The organism is Flavobacterium sp. (genome assembly GCF_027483985.1).
GTDB lineage: Bacteria > Bacteroidota > Bacteroidia > Flavobacteriales > Flavobacteriaceae > Flavobacterium.
Genome location: NZ_JAIXTJ010000025.1, coordinates 34,592 through 53,252 on the forward strand (window position 1 = coordinate 34,592; position 18,661 = coordinate 53,252).

At 31.6% G+C, this 18,661-nt stretch carries 13 protein-coding genes and 1 tRNA gene; 3 read left to right on the forward strand and 11 right to left on the reverse strand.

The features are described 5' to 3' along the window. Positions 1 to 2 precede the first annotated feature (2 nt). From Q0050_RS07440 to Q0050_RS07450, 3 genes are all read right to left on the reverse strand, one after another. Positions 3 to 1,661 (reverse strand): peptide MFS transporter, encoded by a 1,659-nt coding sequence (locus tag Q0050_RS07440; protein ID WP_298393823.1) that lies wholly within the window; start codon positions 1,659 to 1,661, stop codon positions 3 to 5. Positions 1,662 to 1,739: 78 nt separating this feature from the next. Continuing rightward, complete coding sequence (locus Q0050_RS07445; protein WP_298393825.1) at positions 1,740 to 3,413, reverse strand: peptide MFS transporter; 1,674 nt, start codon at positions 3,411 to 3,413, stop codon at positions 1,740 to 1,742. A 30-nt stretch (positions 3,414 to 3,443) separates the two neighbouring features. Beyond that, a complete protein-coding gene (locus Q0050_RS07450) occupies positions 3,444 to 5,612 on the reverse strand; it encodes a S9 family peptidase (RefSeq protein ID WP_298393826.1) in 2,169 nt (722 codons plus the stop codon). Positions 5,613 to 5,780: 168 nt separating this feature from the next. Between Q0050_RS07450 and Q0050_RS07455 the strand changes: the two genes are divergently transcribed. Both Q0050_RS07455 and Q0050_RS07460 read left to right on the forward strand, forming a co-directional pair. Further along, a complete protein-coding gene (locus Q0050_RS07455; RefSeq protein ID WP_298393828.1) occupies positions 5,781 to 7,097 on the forward strand; it encodes a hydroxymethylglutaryl-CoA reductase, degradative in 1,317 nt (438 codons plus the stop codon). Between the two features lie 46 nt (positions 7,098 to 7,143). Then, entirely contained in the window at positions 7,144 to 8,058 is a 915-nt protein-coding gene (locus tag Q0050_RS07460) for a GYDIA family GHMP kinase (RefSeq protein WP_298393830.1), read from the forward strand. 65 nt (positions 8,059 to 8,123) lie between these two features. Here the strand turns inward: Q0050_RS07460 and Q0050_RS07465 are convergent, their stop codons facing one another. The 7 genes from Q0050_RS07465 to Q0050_RS07495 all read right to left on the reverse strand — a co-directional run bounded on the left by Q0050_RS07465 (position 8,124) and on the right by Q0050_RS07495 (position 15,639). Next, positions 8,124 to 10,229 (reverse strand): peptidylprolyl isomerase, encoded by a 2,106-nt coding sequence (locus Q0050_RS07465; RefSeq protein ID WP_298393832.1) that lies wholly within the window; start codon positions 10,227 to 10,229, stop codon positions 8,124 to 8,126. Positions 10,230 to 10,337: 108 nt separating this feature from the next. Next, the gene (locus Q0050_RS07470; protein WP_298393834.1) at positions 10,338 to 11,597 is read right to left on the reverse strand and encodes a hemolysin family protein; all 1,260 of its coding nucleotides are present in this window, start codon (positions 11,595 to 11,597) and stop codon (positions 10,338 to 10,340) included. After that, positions 11,597 to 11,803: a hypothetical protein gene (locus tag Q0050_RS07475; protein ID WP_298393835.1), complete on the reverse strand. Its 207-nt coding sequence runs from the start codon at positions 11,801 to 11,803 to the stop codon at positions 11,597 to 11,599. Before Q0050_RS07475 ends, Q0050_RS07470 begins: the two co-directional genes overlap by 1 nt. A gap of 2 nt (positions 11,804 to 11,805) precedes the next feature. Continuing rightward, positions 11,806 to 12,360 carry an LPS export ABC transporter periplasmic protein LptC gene (lptC, locus tag Q0050_RS07480; protein ID WP_298393837.1) on the reverse strand — a complete coding sequence of 185 codons (555 nt, stop codon included), beginning with the start codon at positions 12,358 to 12,360 and terminating at the stop codon, positions 11,806 to 11,808. Continuing rightward, positions 12,360 to 13,607: a hypothetical protein gene (locus Q0050_RS07485; RefSeq protein WP_298393838.1), complete on the reverse strand. Its 1,248-nt coding sequence runs from the start codon at positions 13,605 to 13,607 to the stop codon at positions 12,360 to 12,362. The genes lptC and Q0050_RS07485 overlap by 1 nt, the downstream gene beginning before the upstream one ends. An 18-nt stretch (positions 13,608 to 13,625) precedes the next feature. Continuing rightward, on the reverse strand, positions 13,626 to 14,915 hold the full coding sequence (locus Q0050_RS07490) for a hypothetical protein (RefSeq protein ID WP_298393840.1): 1,290 nt from the start codon (positions 14,913 to 14,915) through the stop codon (positions 13,626 to 13,628). Continuing rightward, on the reverse strand, positions 14,908 to 15,639 hold the full coding sequence (locus Q0050_RS07495) for a type III pantothenate kinase (RefSeq protein WP_298393842.1): 732 nt from the start codon (positions 15,637 to 15,639) through the stop codon (positions 14,908 to 14,910). The genes Q0050_RS07490 and Q0050_RS07495 overlap by 8 nt, the downstream gene beginning before the upstream one ends. A gap of 122 nt (positions 15,640 to 15,761) precedes the next feature. Here Q0050_RS07495 and Q0050_RS07500 point away from each other — a divergent pair. Next, positions 15,762 to 15,834: transfer RNA gene (locus Q0050_RS07500), tRNA-Phe, on the forward strand. Between the two features lie 101 nt (positions 15,835 to 15,935). Here Q0050_RS07500 and Q0050_RS07505 read toward each other — a convergent pair. Beyond that, positions 15,936 to 18,659 (reverse strand): AsmA-like C-terminal region-containing protein, encoded by a 2,724-nt coding sequence (locus tag Q0050_RS07505; protein WP_298393844.1) that lies wholly within the window; start codon positions 18,657 to 18,659, stop codon positions 15,936 to 15,938. Positions 18,660 to 18,661: the final 2 nt, after the last annotated feature.

Below are 18,661 nucleotides of genomic sequence, written 5' to 3' on the forward strand. Positions count from 1 at the left end.
ACTTAATTTATTCCGTGGTCTTTCATTACTTTATTTAAATTTTTTACTAAAGCAAACATTAGCACAGTGGCAAACATCAATAATCCAAAGTTTACCCAAAAGAAATTAGCTTTATCATCATAAGAATCCCACATACTGGCTAAAACTCCAGATAATTTGTTACCTATTGAGGTAGCTAAAAACCATCCGCCCATCATTAAAGCGGTAATGTTTTTAGGAGATAATTTAGACACAATTGACAATCCCATTGGACTCAAGAATAATTCTCCAATAGTAATCACTCCGTAATTTGCAACCAACCACCAAACTGATACTTTTTCGGTTCCGTTATTGCCGATATGAACCGCAGCAACCATCACTAAAACCGACAATGCCGAAATTAATAACCCGAAAGCAATTTTCGTTGGAGTTGATGGTTCTTTTTTTCTACTTCTTAAAAAGGTAAAAAAGGCGACAACAAGTGGTGTTAAAATAATGACCCAACCTGGATTTATAGATTGACTCAAATTGGTTGCCCAAATACTAACTTTACTACCTTCTTGTGGTGTACTTTCTTTAGAGGAATTTCTAAAATAAACCGGATAATCAACTACTTTTTTTACCGATCCATTTTCTTTTTGAAGTCTGAAACTAGCATCATACAGCTCGGTCGAGTCTTTTTTATACTCAATTTCTTTGGACAATTTAAGATTACTAAAAACCGCTTGTGTCGTTCCGCTTATTTCTCTATCAGTATACCTATCAGCCCAAGTGTTCAATGCAGAACCATTTAATTTAAACACGGCCCAAAATAAAATTACAACTGCAAATATCGAAAGTAATGCTCCTATCGGACGCTTTTCTTCAGCTTTGGCTTTGAAATACAAACTACCATAAAAATAGATTACAGGAATACAAGCAAAAATAAATGCATCAGTACTATCAGAACCAAAAATCGCGCTATTGGTGTTAGTATCAGATGCTACTCCTTTGATTAACCAACCAATTACTCCAAAAACCACTGAAGGAACTAAAATATATAATACTATTTTTGAAAAAGGCATATCGCCTTCTTGAATTCCTTTTTTATCGGTTTTGTCACCATAATGTTTTGTTCCTAAAAGGAATACAATTACACCAATAAACATTCCGACTCCAGCAGCCATAAAGGCATATTGCCAACCAAGTAAAATTTGTAAAGCAGCGCCAAAAAAGTTACAAATGAAAGCACCAACATTTATACCCATATAGAAAATATTGTATCCTTCGTCTTTCTTTGCTTTATACTCGTCTTCGTTATAGAAATTACCTAATAATGTTGAAATATTGGGTTTGAAAAAACCGTTTCCTACAATTACTAAAGTCATAGCAACATATAACATTGGTAAACTATGAATTCCCATCATAAAATAACCTGCACCCATCATCAATCCACCAATTACAATAGATTTTTTGTAGCCCAAATACCTATCGGCAACTAAACCTCCAATGAATGGCGTTAAAAAAACTAAAGCGATGAAAGTTCCATATAAATCGGACGCTTCTTTTTCGGTCATTGCAAAACCAGCTTCAACATCTTTAAGATACAAAGTAAAAATTCCGATCATTAAATAATAACCAAAACGTTCCCACATTTCAGATAAAAATAAGTAAGGCAATGCTTTAGGATGACTTTTCCACATAATAATTCAATTTAAAAAAACAAACCTACAAGGATTTCTTGTAGGTTTGAAAGATATAAAAATATTTTTAAATAATGATTAGCGTACGCCGTGCATCATTTTTTTCAATTTTGGTGTTAATGCTAATAAAATTACCGCAGCTAATCCGCAAAGAATAACGAAAACCATAAAGAATTCGAATAAATTATGAATTTCAAAACCTGCGAAAACTGGATTGGTTGGACTAATTTGGTTTTTTTCTAAAAGCGTTAATTGCTCGGCAGACAAAGTGATTTTTTTATCTAGAACTGCTTGCAAATCGATTCCAAGTTCTTTTGCTTTATTGAATTTATCTCCAGTTGCAGGTAAGATTGAACCTAAAGTTCCAGCCAATGCATATCCAGAAGCATTTGATAAAAAGAAAACTCCGTATAATAATGAAGAGAATCTTTTTGGAGATAATTTACCAACTAGTGACAATCCGATTGGAGACAAACAAAGTTCAGCACAAGTTTGAATTAAATATAAAAGAATTAACCATTTGATAGCAAGTAAACCATTATTTCCTAAATCTTTTACGTTGTAAGCGATGATAAAATAACTTAAAGCGATTAATGCTAAACCAACTGCTTGTTTAACAGGAGAAATTGGTTCTCTGTCTTTACTTCTCAAATAATCCCATAACATACTGAAAGGAACTGCAAATGCTACAACAAATAATCCGTTAAAAATTTGAACCATAGATGGAGGCATATTGTATCCAAAGAAATTTCTATCGGTTTGATTATCTGCAATAAATGTTAAAGAAGAACCTGCTTGTTCAAATGCAGCCCAGAAAAAGATCACAAAGAATGCAACAATATAAATTACTAATATTCTATCTCTTTCAACTTTTGTTAGCGATGTATCAGAAATAATTAATCCGGCAAGAGATAAACCACTAGCATAAATTAATGAATAGATAAAGTTTTGTCCGAAAACAAAATGAAATACTAATCCTAATCCGAAGAATGCTACAACAGCTCCAATTAAAGCTGTTTGAGAGAAAACTGCTTTTTGAGACTCACCTTCTTCATAATCTGAAGCATCATTTTTAGATGGTAATCCACCTAAAGGTTTTCCTTCTGGAGTTACAACATATTTATTTTTAAGAAAATAAAATACTGCAGTTCCAATTAACATTGCAAGTGAAGCCGCTAAAAATCCCCATTTGAAAGCATGGATATCTCTAATTCCTTCAGAATCTTTAACATCACCTACAATTGGACAAATCAACTGACCTAAAAAAGCTCCTAAGTTGATTCCCATATAGAAAATCGTAAAAGCTGTATCTAATTTACTTTTTTCTTGTTTTGGATATAAGCTACCAACCATTGATGAGATATTTGGCTTAAAGAAACCATTCCCGAATATAATAATTCCTAATGCAGACCACATTAGCATATTGGCTAAACTTAAATTTGTACCGAATATTGATGCACTAAAAAACAATAAAAATTGTCCAACTGCCATCATTAATCCTCCAAGTAAAATACAATTTCTGTTTCCAAAAAATCTATCGGCAATAAATCCTCCTAACATTGGTGTTAAATAACAAAGTCCTAAAAATCCTCCATATATTAATGAAGCATCTTCTTCTTTCATCATTAGAGAATTTACTAAGAACAATGTTAAGATCGCTCGCATTCCGTAGAAATTGAATCGCTCCCACATTTCGGTTCCAAATAATACCCAAAGTCCTTTTGGATGTCCTGTTTTTACTGTTTCACTCATTTTAATTTATTTTAGTTTGTAATTAGTTGATTATAATTTCTCTTTAATGTAATTCGTCATTTTATTATACAATTGGATTCTTGTTTTACCACCAAATATTCCGTGGTTCTTATCAGGATAAATTGCCCAATCAAATTGTTTGTTAGCCTGAATTAGAGCTTCAATCATTTGCATTGAATTTTGAACATGTACATTATCATCAGCAGTTCCGTGAATTAATAAAAAGTTACCTTTTAATTTACTCACGTGATTTATTGGTGAATTATCGTCATAGCCGCTTGCGTTTTCTTGTGGTGTTGTCATGTATCTTTCCGTATAAATACTATCATAGAATCTCCAATTAGTTACTGGAGCAACCGCAATTGCCATTTTGAAAACATCAGCACCTTTGAACAAACAATTGCTTGACATAAATCCGCCATAAGACCAGCCAAATATACCAATTCTAGCTTTATCTACATAAGCATAACTTCCAATAACTTTAGCAGCATCGATTTGATCTTCAACTTCAAATTTCCCTAGCTCTTTTTGAGTACATTTCTTGAAGTTAGCACCTTTAAATCCGGTACCTCTTCCGTCAACACAAGCCACGATATAACCTTGTTGCGTTAACATCATAAACCACATATCATTGGTATCTAACCAATTGTTAGCTACTTCTTGTGAACCTGGACCTGAATATTGAAACATAAAAACGGGATACTTTTTAGTTGCATCAAAATCTTTTGGTTTGATCATCCAAGCGTTTAATTTATTTCCTTTTTCTGTAGTTAATTCAAAAAACTCTTTGTTTGGTAAATCATATTTCTTTAATTTATCAAGCAGAGCCGTGTTATCAACAATAGATTGCACTTGTTTACCGTCTTTTGAACTGTTTAAAGTATAAGTTGGCGGCACTGTAGCACTTGAAAATGAATTAATAAAATAAGTAAAGTCTGGACTAAATGTTGCTCCATTTGTACCAACTTGTTGTGTCAATTTTACTTTCTTTTTTCCGTCAAGCGAAATTTTGTAAACATCTCTAATTATTGAACCATTTTCTACCGATTGATAGAAAACAGTTTTAGTTTTTTCATCAAAACCGTAGTAAGAAGTCACTTCCCAATTTCCTTTGGTAACTTGATTTTTTAATTTACCATTTTTATCATACAGATAGATATGATTAAAACCATCTTTTTCTGAAGTCCAAATGAAACTATTGTCATTTAAAAACGTTAAATTATCCGTTACATCAACGTAGGCTTTGTCTTTTTCGTTTAAAACGACTTTAGCAACAGCTGTAGTTGCGTCAACAAAAATCAAATCTAAATTATCTTGGTGACGATTTAAAACCTGAACCGAAACTAAATTAGCATCTTTTGTCCATTGAATTCTTGCTATATAAAAATCAGAGTAATTTCCTAAATTAATTGGCTGAGAAATGTTACCTGCAAGATTATAAATATGTAAAGAAACTACAGCATTCTTTTCGCCAGCTTTTGGATATTTAAAAGTTTCTGCCGTTGGATATAAATCTTTTTTATATAAATCCATCGAGAATTGTGGCACTTCACTTTCGTCAAAACGAATGTAAGCTAGTTTTTTACTATCTGAACTCCAATCAAAAGCGCGCACAAAAGCAAATTCTTCTTCATATACCCAATCCGTAATTCCATTGATAACTGCATTTTTTACACCATCGTTAGTTACACGAACTGCATTTTTAGAAGCAATGTCATAAATATACAAATCATTGGTTTTAGCGAAAGCAATTTTAGTTCCATCAGGCGAAATCGTTGGCTCTTGAACTTGTTCTAAAACTTTAGTTAATGCTTTTGTTGCAAGATTATACAAATAATAATCGGCAGTAAACGAACGGCGAAAAATGGCATTTGAATTATTAGCGATCAAGATTTGCTTTTCGTCAGCACTAAAAGTATAGCTATCAATTCCGTCAGACAATTCTTTGAAATCTTTAGTATTGATTAATGTAGCTACCTTTTTTAAAGTAGCAAAATCATATAAATCAATTTGTTGCGACCTAGTTGCTCTGTCAGAATTTAAAACCGTATATTGATTGGTGTTTTTCATTGACTGCAACGCGTCCATTCCTTTGGCACGAAATGCACCTGTGTAAATTTCTTCAACTGATATTTTTTGCTGTGCAACAACCGAAAATGTTGTTAAAAGAAAAAGTGTGATAATTTTAGTAATTTTCATTTTTTAGATTGATTATAAAACAAGCCCAATTTTAGTGATTTTTTTGCAAATAAAGGCATATTTTTATGTTAAATGCAATTTTTGGTATTTTTAAATTCCCTAAAAACAAAATATAAGAATTAATTCTAAAGCGTATCTTTGCTGAAAATACGATATAATTATTTTACTATGAATAACGCTGTTGCTGGATTTTCAAAACTTTCAAAAGAGGACAAAATCAATTGGATTGCAAATGAATACTTTACAAATCCATTGGATGCTATACAAATAATAAAACAATATTGGAATTCGGATTTAAAGTTGCAACAATTGCACGATGAATTCATTGAAAACACCATCACAAATTTTTATTTACCGATGGGAATTGCTCCCAACTTTTTAATCAACGGAACGTATTATTCGGTTCCAATGGTTGTTGAAGAAAGTTCGGTAGTGGCAGCAGCTTCTAAATCAGCAAAATTCTGGAGTACACGTGGCGGATTTAAGGCTACTGTTTTAAATTCTGAAAAAATTGGCCAAGTTCATTTTATTTATAAAGGAGATGTTCAAAAATTGGAACGCTTTTTTGATACCACGAAATCAAAATTGTTCTCAGATACCGAAAGCATTACTAAAAATATGCAAAAACGCGGTGGCGGAATTTTAGATATAGAACTTCGCAACAAGACTAATGAATTGGAAAATTATTTTCAATTGCATGCAACATTTGAAACCAAAGATTCGATGGGTGCCAACTTTATTAATTCGTGTTTAGAACAGTTTGCCAAAACACTAAAAGAAGAAGCTAAAAATTTCTCGGATTTTTCAGAAGATGAAAAAAACATTCAGGTTGTGATGAGTATTCTTTCAAATTATGTTCCAAATTGCATTGTGCGCGTTGAAGTTTCTTGTAAAGTTGAGGAATTAGCTGAAAAAAACATCACTAACCCACAAGAATTTGCAGAAAAATTTGTTCAAGCTGTTACTATTGCTGAAGTAGAACCTTACCGCGCAGTTACTCACAACAAAGGAATTATGAATGGCATTGATGCTGTAGTTTTGGCTACAGGAAATGATTTTCGTGCAGTAGAAGCTGGAGTGCACGCTTATGCCTCAAAAAACGGAACGTATTCAAGTTTATCTCACGCCAAAATTGAAAGTGGAGTTTTTTCTTTTTGGATGGATGTTCCTTTAGCTTTGGGAACTGTTGGCGGATTAACTTCATTACATCCATTGGTTAAAATGGCGCTGGAAATTCTTGGCAAACCTTCTTCTCATCAATTAATGCAAATTGTAGCGGCTACAGGTTTGGCTCAAAATTTTGCTGCGCTACGTTCATTAACTACTACTGGAATTCAAGAAGGTCATATGAAAATGCACATAAATAATATTTTAAACCAATTTCAGACCACTGAAGAAGAACGAACGATAATTAAAAAGCACTTCGAAAACAATACGATATCTCACGCTGCAGTGGTTGAATTTATTGAAAATCTAAGAAAATAGTTACTGAAACCCTGAAATAAATTCAGTGTAAAAAAGTTCAGCATAAATGAAAAAAGAATTCTACAGCAACGGAAAATTATTAATAACAGGTGAGTACGTAGTTCTCGATGGTGCTAAAGCATTGGCATTACCAACAAAATTTGGTCAAAGTTTAATTATTGAACCATCAGAAAACAATGAAATTCATTGGAAAAGTTTCGATCACGATGGAAGCATTTGGTTTGAAACCACGTTATCGTTTGAATCAATTAAAACGAAGGAACGTTTTGATGCCTCAAATGCTATCAAAAACACTTTGATTGAAATTTTACATCAAGCCTATGTGATGAATTCAGAATTTTTATCACAATCTAAAGGTTATACCATCACCACGACATTAACTTTTCCAAAATTTTGGGGCTTGGGTACATCATCAACATTAATTAACAACATTGCACAATGGTTACAGATTGATGCTTACCAATTATTAAAACAAAGTTTTGGTGGAAGTGGTTATGATTTGGCTTGTGCGCAAAATGATTCGGCTATTTTATATCAATTAGTAGATGAAAAGCCTGTGGTTGAACAAATCACCTTTAATCCTGATTTTAAAGATAAAATACATTTCATCTATCTAAACAAAAAGCAAAGTAGCAAATTGGCAATTGCAGCTTATTTAGACAAACAAGCTACTATTGAAAAGACAATTTCAGTTATTGATACTATTACTAAAACTGTAATTAAAGCAACCGAACCTAAAGAATTTGCCAAAGCATTACAGCAGCACGAGATAGAAATGAGTAGTGTTTTAGAATTACAAACAGTGCAAGAAGCACTATTTACAGATTTCAATGGTGTAATAAAAAGTCTTGGTGCTTGGGGTGGCGATTTTGTTATGGCGATTTCTAAAGAAAATCCCACTGAATATTTTAATAAAAAAGGTTATCCGATAGTGATACCATATGAAGAAATGATATTATAAAAAAATAAAAAATCCCGTTAAGTTAAAACTAAACGGGATTTTTTTATGATTTAATTTTGAATCTACTAGTAGAATTCTAATCTGTTATCTTCGATTTTAGCATCGTTTTTCAACGCTGGGAAAACTCTTCCTGCTGCTTGACCTGCATTAGCTTTTAATCGGTTTACATAGTCATCATACTTTGGTAATTTAGGTGCTTTAGCAACCGATTTAGTTTGAATAACATAAACTCCTGAATTACCTTCAATTGGCGCAGAAACTTTGTTTGCTGGAGAACCAAATGCTGTTCCAACAACTTTAGGCTCTAAACCAACATTAGCTAAAACTGCATTATCAACTGATGCACTTGGCGCATTTTGAACCGTAGTTCCGTTAGCTTTAGCAATTGCATCAAGAGAAGTACCTTTGATTTTAGCAATGATTTTTTCAGCTTTCTTTTTATTTTTGATGATAGTTTCCACCATTGGTTTAGCATCTTCAACCGTCATTAAACCTTCTTTGTTTACTTTCTTCAATCTTGCAATGATGTTTCCAACATTTACAATTTCAAATCTTTTTACATCACCAACATTAGTATCATCGCTATAAGCCCATTTAACAATTTGTCTTTGGTTTCCTGCAACACCAAATGCTTCATCCATTGGTTTAGCTTTGATTGCTGGATTAACGGTAAGTTTAGCAGCTTTTGCAGCAGCAGCAAAGTCTTTTCCGTTAGCATCCATTTCAAATTGCGTTGCTTTTGTGTAAGCATCGTTTGTTGTTTGCTCTGATGGTTCGATTTTTTGAGCCACAGTTGCTAAACGAATAGCATCTTGCTTATCAGTAACGTTTATAATATGGTAACCAAATTCAGTTTCAGCGATTCCAATTTTTCCAACTGGGTTGTTGAAAACAAAATCTTTATAACCTTTAGCAAAACCAGTTTCTCTAGAAATGAATCCCATATCACCACCATTTTGTTGAACTGATGGATCTTCTGAATTAGTTAAGGCCATCATTTGAAACATTGAAGGATTAGCTTGTACTTGAGCTAATAATGCATCAGCTTTTACTTTAGCTTCTTCTTTAGTTCTTTTTTCTTTTGGTGCTGCTCTTTCAGCTCCAACCCAACTAATAAGAATATGACTAGATTTAACTTGATCACCTACTTTTTTACCTAGAACTTTAGATAGACAGTAGTAGTTTTGGTTGATATATGGACCGTAGATTTCACCTGCTGGCAATGCAAATAATTTGTCTGCGTGCTCTGCTGGCAAGTTTTGTTTTGTTACAAAAGTAGAATCATATGGTTTGTCTGAATTAGCACCAACAAAGTCTGCAACATTTGTAGCATTTCTAAAACTTGGCAAAGTATCATTTTTACCTGTTTCTTTATTATAAACAACGCTTCCTGTTAAAAGTCCATTGATCTTAGCTTTCATTTCTTCTTCATCTTTAACAGATGGTTTGTCTTCGATTACCACGTATTCAATTTCACGAGTTTCCTCTGATTTGAAACGTTTTTTGTTTTTATTCATGTAATCTAAAATATCTTCATCAGTAACTTTAACATCACTATCTTTTACAGTAGAATATAAAACAGAAACATAATCAAAGTTAACTTTGTTAGCTTCTAATTCATATTTAAATTTACCATCAGCAGTTGTAGTATACATTCCTGCTTTGATCATTGTGCTGTAGATTTGAAATTTAGAATTGATATCAGCATCTTTTTCTCTTGCTTTAATCATTTCAGCTTGCTCTGGATTAGATTTAAAATAATCTTTAAATTTAGCCAAATCAAATTTTCCTAATTGATTTAAAAACATCGGATTTTGTCCAATATTTGGATCCTTTTTGAAAAAGTCAACAATATGGTTATCGCCTACACGAATACCCGCTTTTTCAAATTGATCGCTGATTAACGCAATTGCAACTTCTTGTTCCCAAACTTGATTAGCAGCTTGAGTTTGAGTTATAGGTTGTCCGTTTTGACCATTCTTTTCAGTATTTGCAACTTTAATTCTAAAGTCTTCAAAAGCAATGTCTTTTCCATTAACGCTTCCTACATCACGTGATTGACTTTTCATTCCATTTGAAAACAAATCTTGAATAACAAATGCTAACAAAGCAAGACCAATAACTATTAATAGTAATCCTGAGCGCTTTCTAATTTTTTGTAAAACTGCCATTTTTATTTATGTTAATTTTTTAATTCAGTTTGCGAAAATACAATTATCTATGAAATAATTATAGTTGATATGCTATAATTTACATTAAAATGTGAATTTTTTTTATTCTTATAAGGAAATAGTCATTTTTACTACTTCAATTTTCGTATTTGTTGCCTCTTCAATTACAAAATGAAAGTTATCAATTGTAATTTGATTTCCTTTTTGCGGAATTTCTTTTGAAAAATTTACAATAAATCCACCGAGTGTTCCATAGGAATCATTTTCTGGAATATTAAGTTTATATTCTTGGTTTAGATACTCGACATCTAAACGCGCAGAAAAAAGATAAGATGTTTCATCAAGTTGTTGTTCAACTAACTCTTCATCGCTATCGTGCTCATCTTCAATTTCTCCAAAAAGTTCTTCAATAATATCTTCAACAGTCATAATTCCAGCGGTGCCACCATATTCATCGAGGATTACGGCTACACTTTTTCTTTTTTTAGTCAATAAATTCAAACCATCTTTGATAAAAATAGTTTCAGGAACATATTCAACGGGAATCATAACCGACTTTATACTTCTCGGTTTTTTAAACAATTCAAACGAATGCACATAACCAATAATATCATCTAAAGAATTTTGATAAACTAAAATTTTAGAATATCCTGTTTCAATAAATAAGGTTTTCAATTCTGAAACGGAATCATAAATATCTATGGCAACCAGTTCGGTTCTTGGTGTCATAATATCTCTAGCTTTTACTCCAGAAAATTCTAATGCGTTTTGGAAAATTTGAATTTCAGAATCAACATCTTCATTATCGCCAACAGCACTCATTTGCTCATTAATATAATTTCCTAATTCAACTTTACTAAAAAATGAAGGAACGTAATCGCCTTCGGTTTTGAAGAATTTTTTTAGAATAATATCGGATATCCAAATGATAAAAGTTGAGATGTAATTGAAAAAGATGTAAAAAACATAAGTTGGAACGGCAAAAAATTTCATCAAACTATTAGAATAGATTTGAAAAAAAACTTTGGGCAAGAACTCAGAGGTAATTAAGATAATTAAAGTAGAAATAATCGTTTGGAGTAAAACATTAGAAAATTCAGATAATTGAAATCCAAATGAATTAATCCAATTCATTAATAAATCTCCCATAAAAAACCCATAAACAACAATAGCTATGTTGTTTCCAACCAGCATTGTGGCAATAAATTTAGAAGGTTTTTCGGTAATCTTAGTTAATATTTTAGACAAGAAAGTATCTTGCTTTTTCTCAATCTCGAGGTATATTTTATTGGACGAAATATAAGCAATTTCCATTCCAGAGAAAAAAGCAGACAGCAACAAACACAGTATGATTACTGTAATTTCCATTAAGGATTATTTGGTTTATTCTGATTTCTTCGGTCTTCAAATTTCTTTGCAAAACGACTTCTAAAGAAAAAAGTAAAAAAAGCTAATCCGGCAAGAACAACACTTAACCAAGGTTTTGGATTGTTATTCCAGTTAGAAACAGCGTCAAAAACCATTACAAATCCGATTAGCAAATAAATGTATTTTGTTATTTTAAGGTAATTCATTTTTAATTATTGTTTTCAACTTCTCCAGAAATACTTTGAGAGTTAATTATTTTAAAATCTTTACTAAAATCTACGCCTTCTCCGAAGGAAACACCTTTTGGATCGGTAAATTTATATCTTTTTTCGGTATAAAACCATTCGTTTTTTTGGTCAAAATACAACTGCTCCGTTTCGAAGAGTTGACCAGTTTCATTGGTAATCTTTACATTTCCTTGCAAGTCAATTAAATCAGTGTTTTTAAAAGTAACAGCATATTTAGAAGTAACGTAAGTACGTTTTCCGTTTTCGTCGTATAAAGTTACATTTACACCTTTTGGAAATTCTGTAAAAGGAAAGTCTACCGTTGCATAATCTAACATTTTATCACTAATAAGAATAGATTTTATTCTACCCGAATCCGTATATTTTATGTTAATTGAATCAGCTTCTCCGCTTGGGGTAAACTCTGCAAAATTAGATTTTTGTACTTCTTTGAAATTACTTTCGCATCCAAAAAGCAGCACAACCGCAATTGCTGTTGAGAATAGTACTAAATATTTTTTCGTAATTAATTGCATTAAAAAGTAACTGTTTGATTAATCCAGCAGCCAAGTTTAACCGGCTTAGATTTGCCTTTGGTAGCAACAACTTTTTGTAAATAAGATTTTGACAATTGTTCGGCTGTTCCTTTCAAAAGAGGTTCAACAACGAATGATTTTAAAACTGTTTCTGAAGCCAACTTGTAGATTGCATTTCTTTCAAAATCTGTTGTAGCACAATCGGCAACGCCATCAGCATATAAATTAGCTAAAAAAATATAATATTTTCCGTTAGTTGGATTGCTATTGATCGCAGTAAGCACCATTTCTTTAGACTTTTCTTTATCAGTTATTGAAAGAATCGACGCAATTGTATAAGCCGTTTGTGCTTTTACCATTGGATTTTTTTCCAGTTTAACTGATTCTGAAAAAAAAGTTATTGCTTGATCTTGCTTTGCAGTATTAAGATTGAAAATAGCCAAATAGTAAGCCGACTTTGAAGAAGGTTTAATTGTATTTAATTCAATGGCAACGGTTTCAAATATTGGAGCATTTTTAGCTTTTGCAGCCAAAATATTAGCCATAGCTTGCAACCACAATACATCCGATTTTTTATTTTGAAAGTTATTTTTAGCGTTAGCGATTACAGCGTCAGGAACTAAATAATCTTTCATTAACGACTCCATTGTTACAAGAACTCGGTCATAGATTTCTATGTTTTCTGGAACAATTTCTTTGTTAACCTCTAGCAAAGAAGTAACTTCTACATATTTGTTTAAAATTGCATCTACCGTATTTGTTTTTTTATCTGCTTTGTATTTTTCAATAAACAAATAAAGGTACGCATAAATAGCTTCGGGATTTTGGAATGATTTTTTCTGAAATTCAAATGCTTTATCTAGCAATGCATATACTTCATCATTGGTACCAACTTTATTCAAATATAAAGCCATTGCACTTTTTTCAAAGTTTCCATTGGTATTGTTTGGAAATGATTTGTCGTATAATTTGAAAAGCCCTAAGATTTCTCGAACTTCTTTTTCCTTATTTTCTTTCGGAGCAATCTCGATGTTGTATTGTTGCAACTGCAAACCCAATTGCAATGATTTTTCACTTTGAGCAAGGCAATTCATTTTGATATCATTAAAGATTTCGTTAGCCTTAGTGTATTCTTTTTCTTTTAGATATTGTTCTAATGTATTTTCTTTTGAAGCACAATTCGTTTCTTGAGCATTACTCCATTGCAATGCAAAAATTAATAAAAGAATATTAAAAGTACGTATCATGCTAATTGAAATTTTACATTAATTGTATTTTCTTTTTTGAAACCATCTGTCGTTAAGAGATAACCCTACACTGAAATTCATGTAGTGTTCTCTAACCAAACCACCTTTTTGAGTACCTCTATTTCCTACTTCTACACCTACATTAATATTAGAGAATGCTCCTCTTAAAGGCAAGCCTAAACCCAAGGTTGCAGCCGCATCTTCAATAGCTTGATTGTTGATAACTAAACCTGTATTTTCAAATCTAAATCCACCGCGATAGACTACTCGCTCAAAATAATTGGAAAATGATTTATAGTTTGGAATATAAAATCCACCTACACTAATTTTGGTTGCATTTTCGAAAGTAACGTTATCAATATCATTAAATCTGTTACCAAAATTACTACTTCCTTGAAAAGTAATTTCCGAACCAATAATCCACTTTTTAATATCTCCAATACCCGCGCCAAAAGTAAATTTAGAAGGCAATTTTAATTTTGTATCAGCAACATTAATCTTTTCTTCATCACCTACAATTGCCTCAGCAATGCCATCAACAGATTGAACAATTGCAATAAAGCGTTCATTACTAAACGTAATAGTCGCTTCTGGAGTATAGGTCACACTAGAATAAAGTGATATATTTTTGTATAATTTGGTTGAATAAGAAAGTCCAGTGTTAAAATTAACGCCGCTTGCAGTTGAAGAATTAGTTTCTCTCGTACTGTATTGTACTTGTTCAAAAACGTTATCTGCATTTAATGTAAATTGAGTAGATAAACTTCTGGTATCAATTTTACCAAAATTGTATTGTACATCGGCACCAAAGCTAAAATTCTTTGCAATTTGGTATCCAAAACCAAAGAAAACCTTATTCAAACCACCAGAACCGTTGTAAAAATTGTCAGTTCTATTTTGATTTCCATTCGTCAAAACAGAATTTCTGATATTATAACCTACTGACGAATACGGAATCAATCCGAAACCAAATCCCACTTTTTTTAATGGAATAGCAATAGCCAAATAGTCAAGTGTTGTACGTTGTGCTTTTTCTTCTTTAGCATTTGTTTTCAAACGGTTTGCAGAAAAAGTTCCACCAACAGCAAAAGAAGTATATTTCAAACTAGAGTACATTGCTGGATTTTGAAGATTGATATGAATACTATCAGGCAAAACTGATAATCCTGCCATCGAGCGGTTTTCTATTGTACCTCTAAATCTAACATCGCCAATTCCGTAAAAAGAATATGGTGAAGAGGTTCCTTCTTGAGCAAATGAAACTAGCGAAAAAAGTAAACAAAGGCTTACTATAATTTTTTTAATCATTGTTATTGTATTGAAAAGTTTGGTTCAAACTTTCTAAAAGAAAATTTGGATTGGCAAATATGGTATTTTTTAATCGTTCAGCCAAAAAATCTGTGTCTCCACCAGTTAAAATTATGATAAAGTTATCATTTTCATTCAAAAAGGAGTTGACAAAACCATCTATTTCAAATGAAACTCCGTTAATAACACCTGAATGAATGGATTGAATAGTTGAGTTTCCGATAATATTTGTAGGACTTTCTTTTTTTAACAAAGGCAATTTTGCAGTGTAGTTGTGAAGTGATTCATAACGCAAGCGTATTCCGGGTGCAATTGCTCCTCCAAGATAATTATCGTTTGAATCTACAAAATCATACGTAATGCAGGTTCCAGCATCAATTATTAGTCTGTTTTTATTTGGAAATTGCAATACTGCTCCAGCTGCCAAAACCATTCTATCAATTCCTAATGTTGCTGGCGAAGCATAAAGGTTGTTGAACGGAAAATTTATATCTCTTGAAATAAAATATACTTTTAAGTCAGGATTAAAAGATAAAAAGTCTTCTTTTTCTAGTTTTCCCACCGATGAAACCACTAAAAAATCGATTTTTTGAAAAAAGTTTATTATTTTTTTTAAGTCATCTTTCCAATTATCATAGCCTATAATTTCTTTTTTTAAAAGTGTATTATGTTCAAATACAGCTGCTTTGATTTGTGTATTACCGACATCAATGACTAAATGCATAATTTTAAGTTTAGAGCTGCAAAGTTACAAATAGATTTTTTTTAAAAATTGTTTTGGATAAATTAAAAATCGTTCTATATTTGCACCCGCAATCAGATAGCAGTTCTGCTAAAAATTGTAAAGGTACCTTAGCTCAGATGGTAGAGCAATGGACTGAAAATCCATGTGTCCCTGGTTCGATCCCTGGAGGTACCACGAAACCCGAATAGCAATATTCGGGTTTTTTGTTTTTAAAAAATTTATAAAAAAAACGCATCAATAAAATTTAATGCGTTCATCTTATTAGTCTGAAAATTTTATGGAGTTGTTTCTTTATATTCCGTTTCCTCGATATCCTCTCCTTTTCTACCCAATTTAACTTTAGGATTGTCTTGAGTTCCTGTGATGGTTAATGGTATTCCGATAATTCCCAACGGAGGCAAACCTAATCGCATTTTGAAATTTAATTTTCCGTCAAAACTTGTTGTCCCTTCGATTCTTGGTCTGAAACCGGCTACTTTGAATTTGAATCGTTCCAAAGTGATGATGTTGTTCTTAATAGTTGTTTTAATATCAACTTTTGTCAAATTCGGATTTTTTATTCGATCTTTTCCGGTTCTTTTACTCACTGCGTTGAACATTTTGAATCCTTTCATTTTTACATCTTTTACCGAAAGTATTCCACCTCCAACTAAAGACGGATAAATTGGCTGCATTAAATCATTTAATTTGCCTTTAACTTTATAATCGAGTGAAATAATTCCCTCTGCGTTTTCGGCAGCCGAGGCCATTTCTCTGAACATTTTTACTTCATTATAAGCACGTTTAACATCAAATTCTTTAGCAGCTACTTCAATCTCAAAAAATGCTTTACTAGTTGATTCGTTGCCATAAACAATATTCATATTAATATTGGAACCAATGATATCAAATCCAGATTTCTTTAATTGCAGTTTCCCTTCATTAATGGTCACGTTACCTTTTAGGTTTTGTATTTTTAGCTCTTCAAAATCAACTTTAAGAGCATTACAATTGAATTGTAAATTTAAATTTGGCGGAATTACAACTACTCCTTTTTGAACTTCAACCGAAGTTTGATTTTGAGTACCATTTTTGACTGAATTAGACATAAACTCATCTACGTTAATATAGTTGGCGTTTACGTTAAAACTTCCTTTCAAAACACCTTTTGGAGATAAAACAAAATCAATTACGTTTTGCATATAGCCGTCCATTTTAAAATCGGATTGACCATAAACTGCCTTAAAGTCTTTAAAATTCATTTTATCTTGTTTGAATGTAAAAACACCTTCTTTGATAACAAATGGCTTAGGCAAGTATTCCGAAGTGGTTTTAATATTTCTCAACAGCAATGTTCCTTTGTTATCAAGATTTTTGTAATTACCAGCTACAGCATCGGCTTGAGTACCTTTCAAAGCGACATCAGCTTTTATAAATCCTTTTAAATCCAACCCTTTTTTAGAAAATACTTTGTAGATCTTAGCTAAATCGAGTTCGCCTTTTGCTTTAATATCATATTTTACATTTTCTAAATTTTCAAGACTCGCAGCTACATAAACAGGTTTTCCTTCAAAAGTAAAAGAAGCTGGTTTTATGTCAACTTTTAAATCTTTTAACAAACCCGTATTATCTAAAACATTTGCAGAGAGCATAATGTTGGTAATTGCATTTGGATAATAATCAGTTTTGATATAGCCGTTTTTGAATAAAATGTTTCCTTTGGTTACAGGAACAATTTTATTTTTAGTGTCAAAAACACCTTTTGATTTAACATCTAAATTTAATTGCCCTTTTAAATCCATATTTTGTATTCCAAGAGCTTTATCTAATTCTGCTAAATTTATTTGTGTTTTTATCGTTGCATCTATGTTAGGCTTAGACAAACCATTTGATTTTATAATAGCTTTCACATAATCCTTACCTACATTAAAATAGATTGAATCAATATTTACACGCAACTTTTCAGTGTTTAAAGAAGGTAGTTTTGTGTCAAAATTTAAGAATATATTTGTTGCTGGAATAGGTGCTTCTTTGTGATTAATTTCGCCTTCTCGAATTTTCATATTGAAAGCCAAATCAGGTTTTTGGTTGGATGAAGCTATGTATTTACCTTTTAAGGTTAGCAGTAAATCTGCTGTTCCTTTTACTTTTGTTTTTTCTAACCACGTAACATAACTTGGTGGTAATGCTGTAAAAAAGTCGTTTAATTTACTATTTTGTGATTCGATTTTAAAATCTAAAGCATAGCCATTTTTGAGAAAATCTAACTTACCAACAAACTCAATGGGAAGTTTATTGACTTTAAGATTATTTTCTTGAAAAAGAAATGAAAGTGATGTGGTATTGATTTTTGTAATTAAATCAGCATTTACTTTTTTATTCTTTAAATAAGATTCTTCATTAAAAGTAAAGTTGAAATCATCAATTTTTGCCTCAGTTTTTAAATCAAAAATTGCTTTATCTAAATCGCCTTTCCCAAAATAATTGAATCCTTTGGCGTTAATTAAAATTTTAGTCGACTTATCATCATAAACTAAATGACTGTTTTTTATTTCAATTTTATCTAAACGAATTGCTGTTGATGAAGTATCTTTAGAAACCTTTTTCTTATCAGAAACATAGACATTATAGTTTGCTTCACCATTTTTATTGACTTTTACATTCATAAATGCTTCTGAAAGATAAATTTCATCAATAGTCACTTTTTTATCAAACAATAAATCTTTAAGGTTGATTCCAAAAGCGATTTCATTGGCGGCAACCAGCGTATCGTTTTTAAAGGGTTCTGATCCTTTTAGGGAAAACTCATTTAATGATAAGGTTAGCGATGGAAAATGGTTAAAAAAAGACAGATTAGCTTCTTTAAAATTCAATTCACCATTTAAATTTTGGTTTGCAAAGCTTTTTATTTCTTTTTCAATTTTACCAGGAAAAAGTATAGGAAAAAGCAACATTGCTAATAGCACTGCTAGTATTGAAACAGCAAAAATTTTGAGCGATTTTATTAGAATTTTCCTCATTA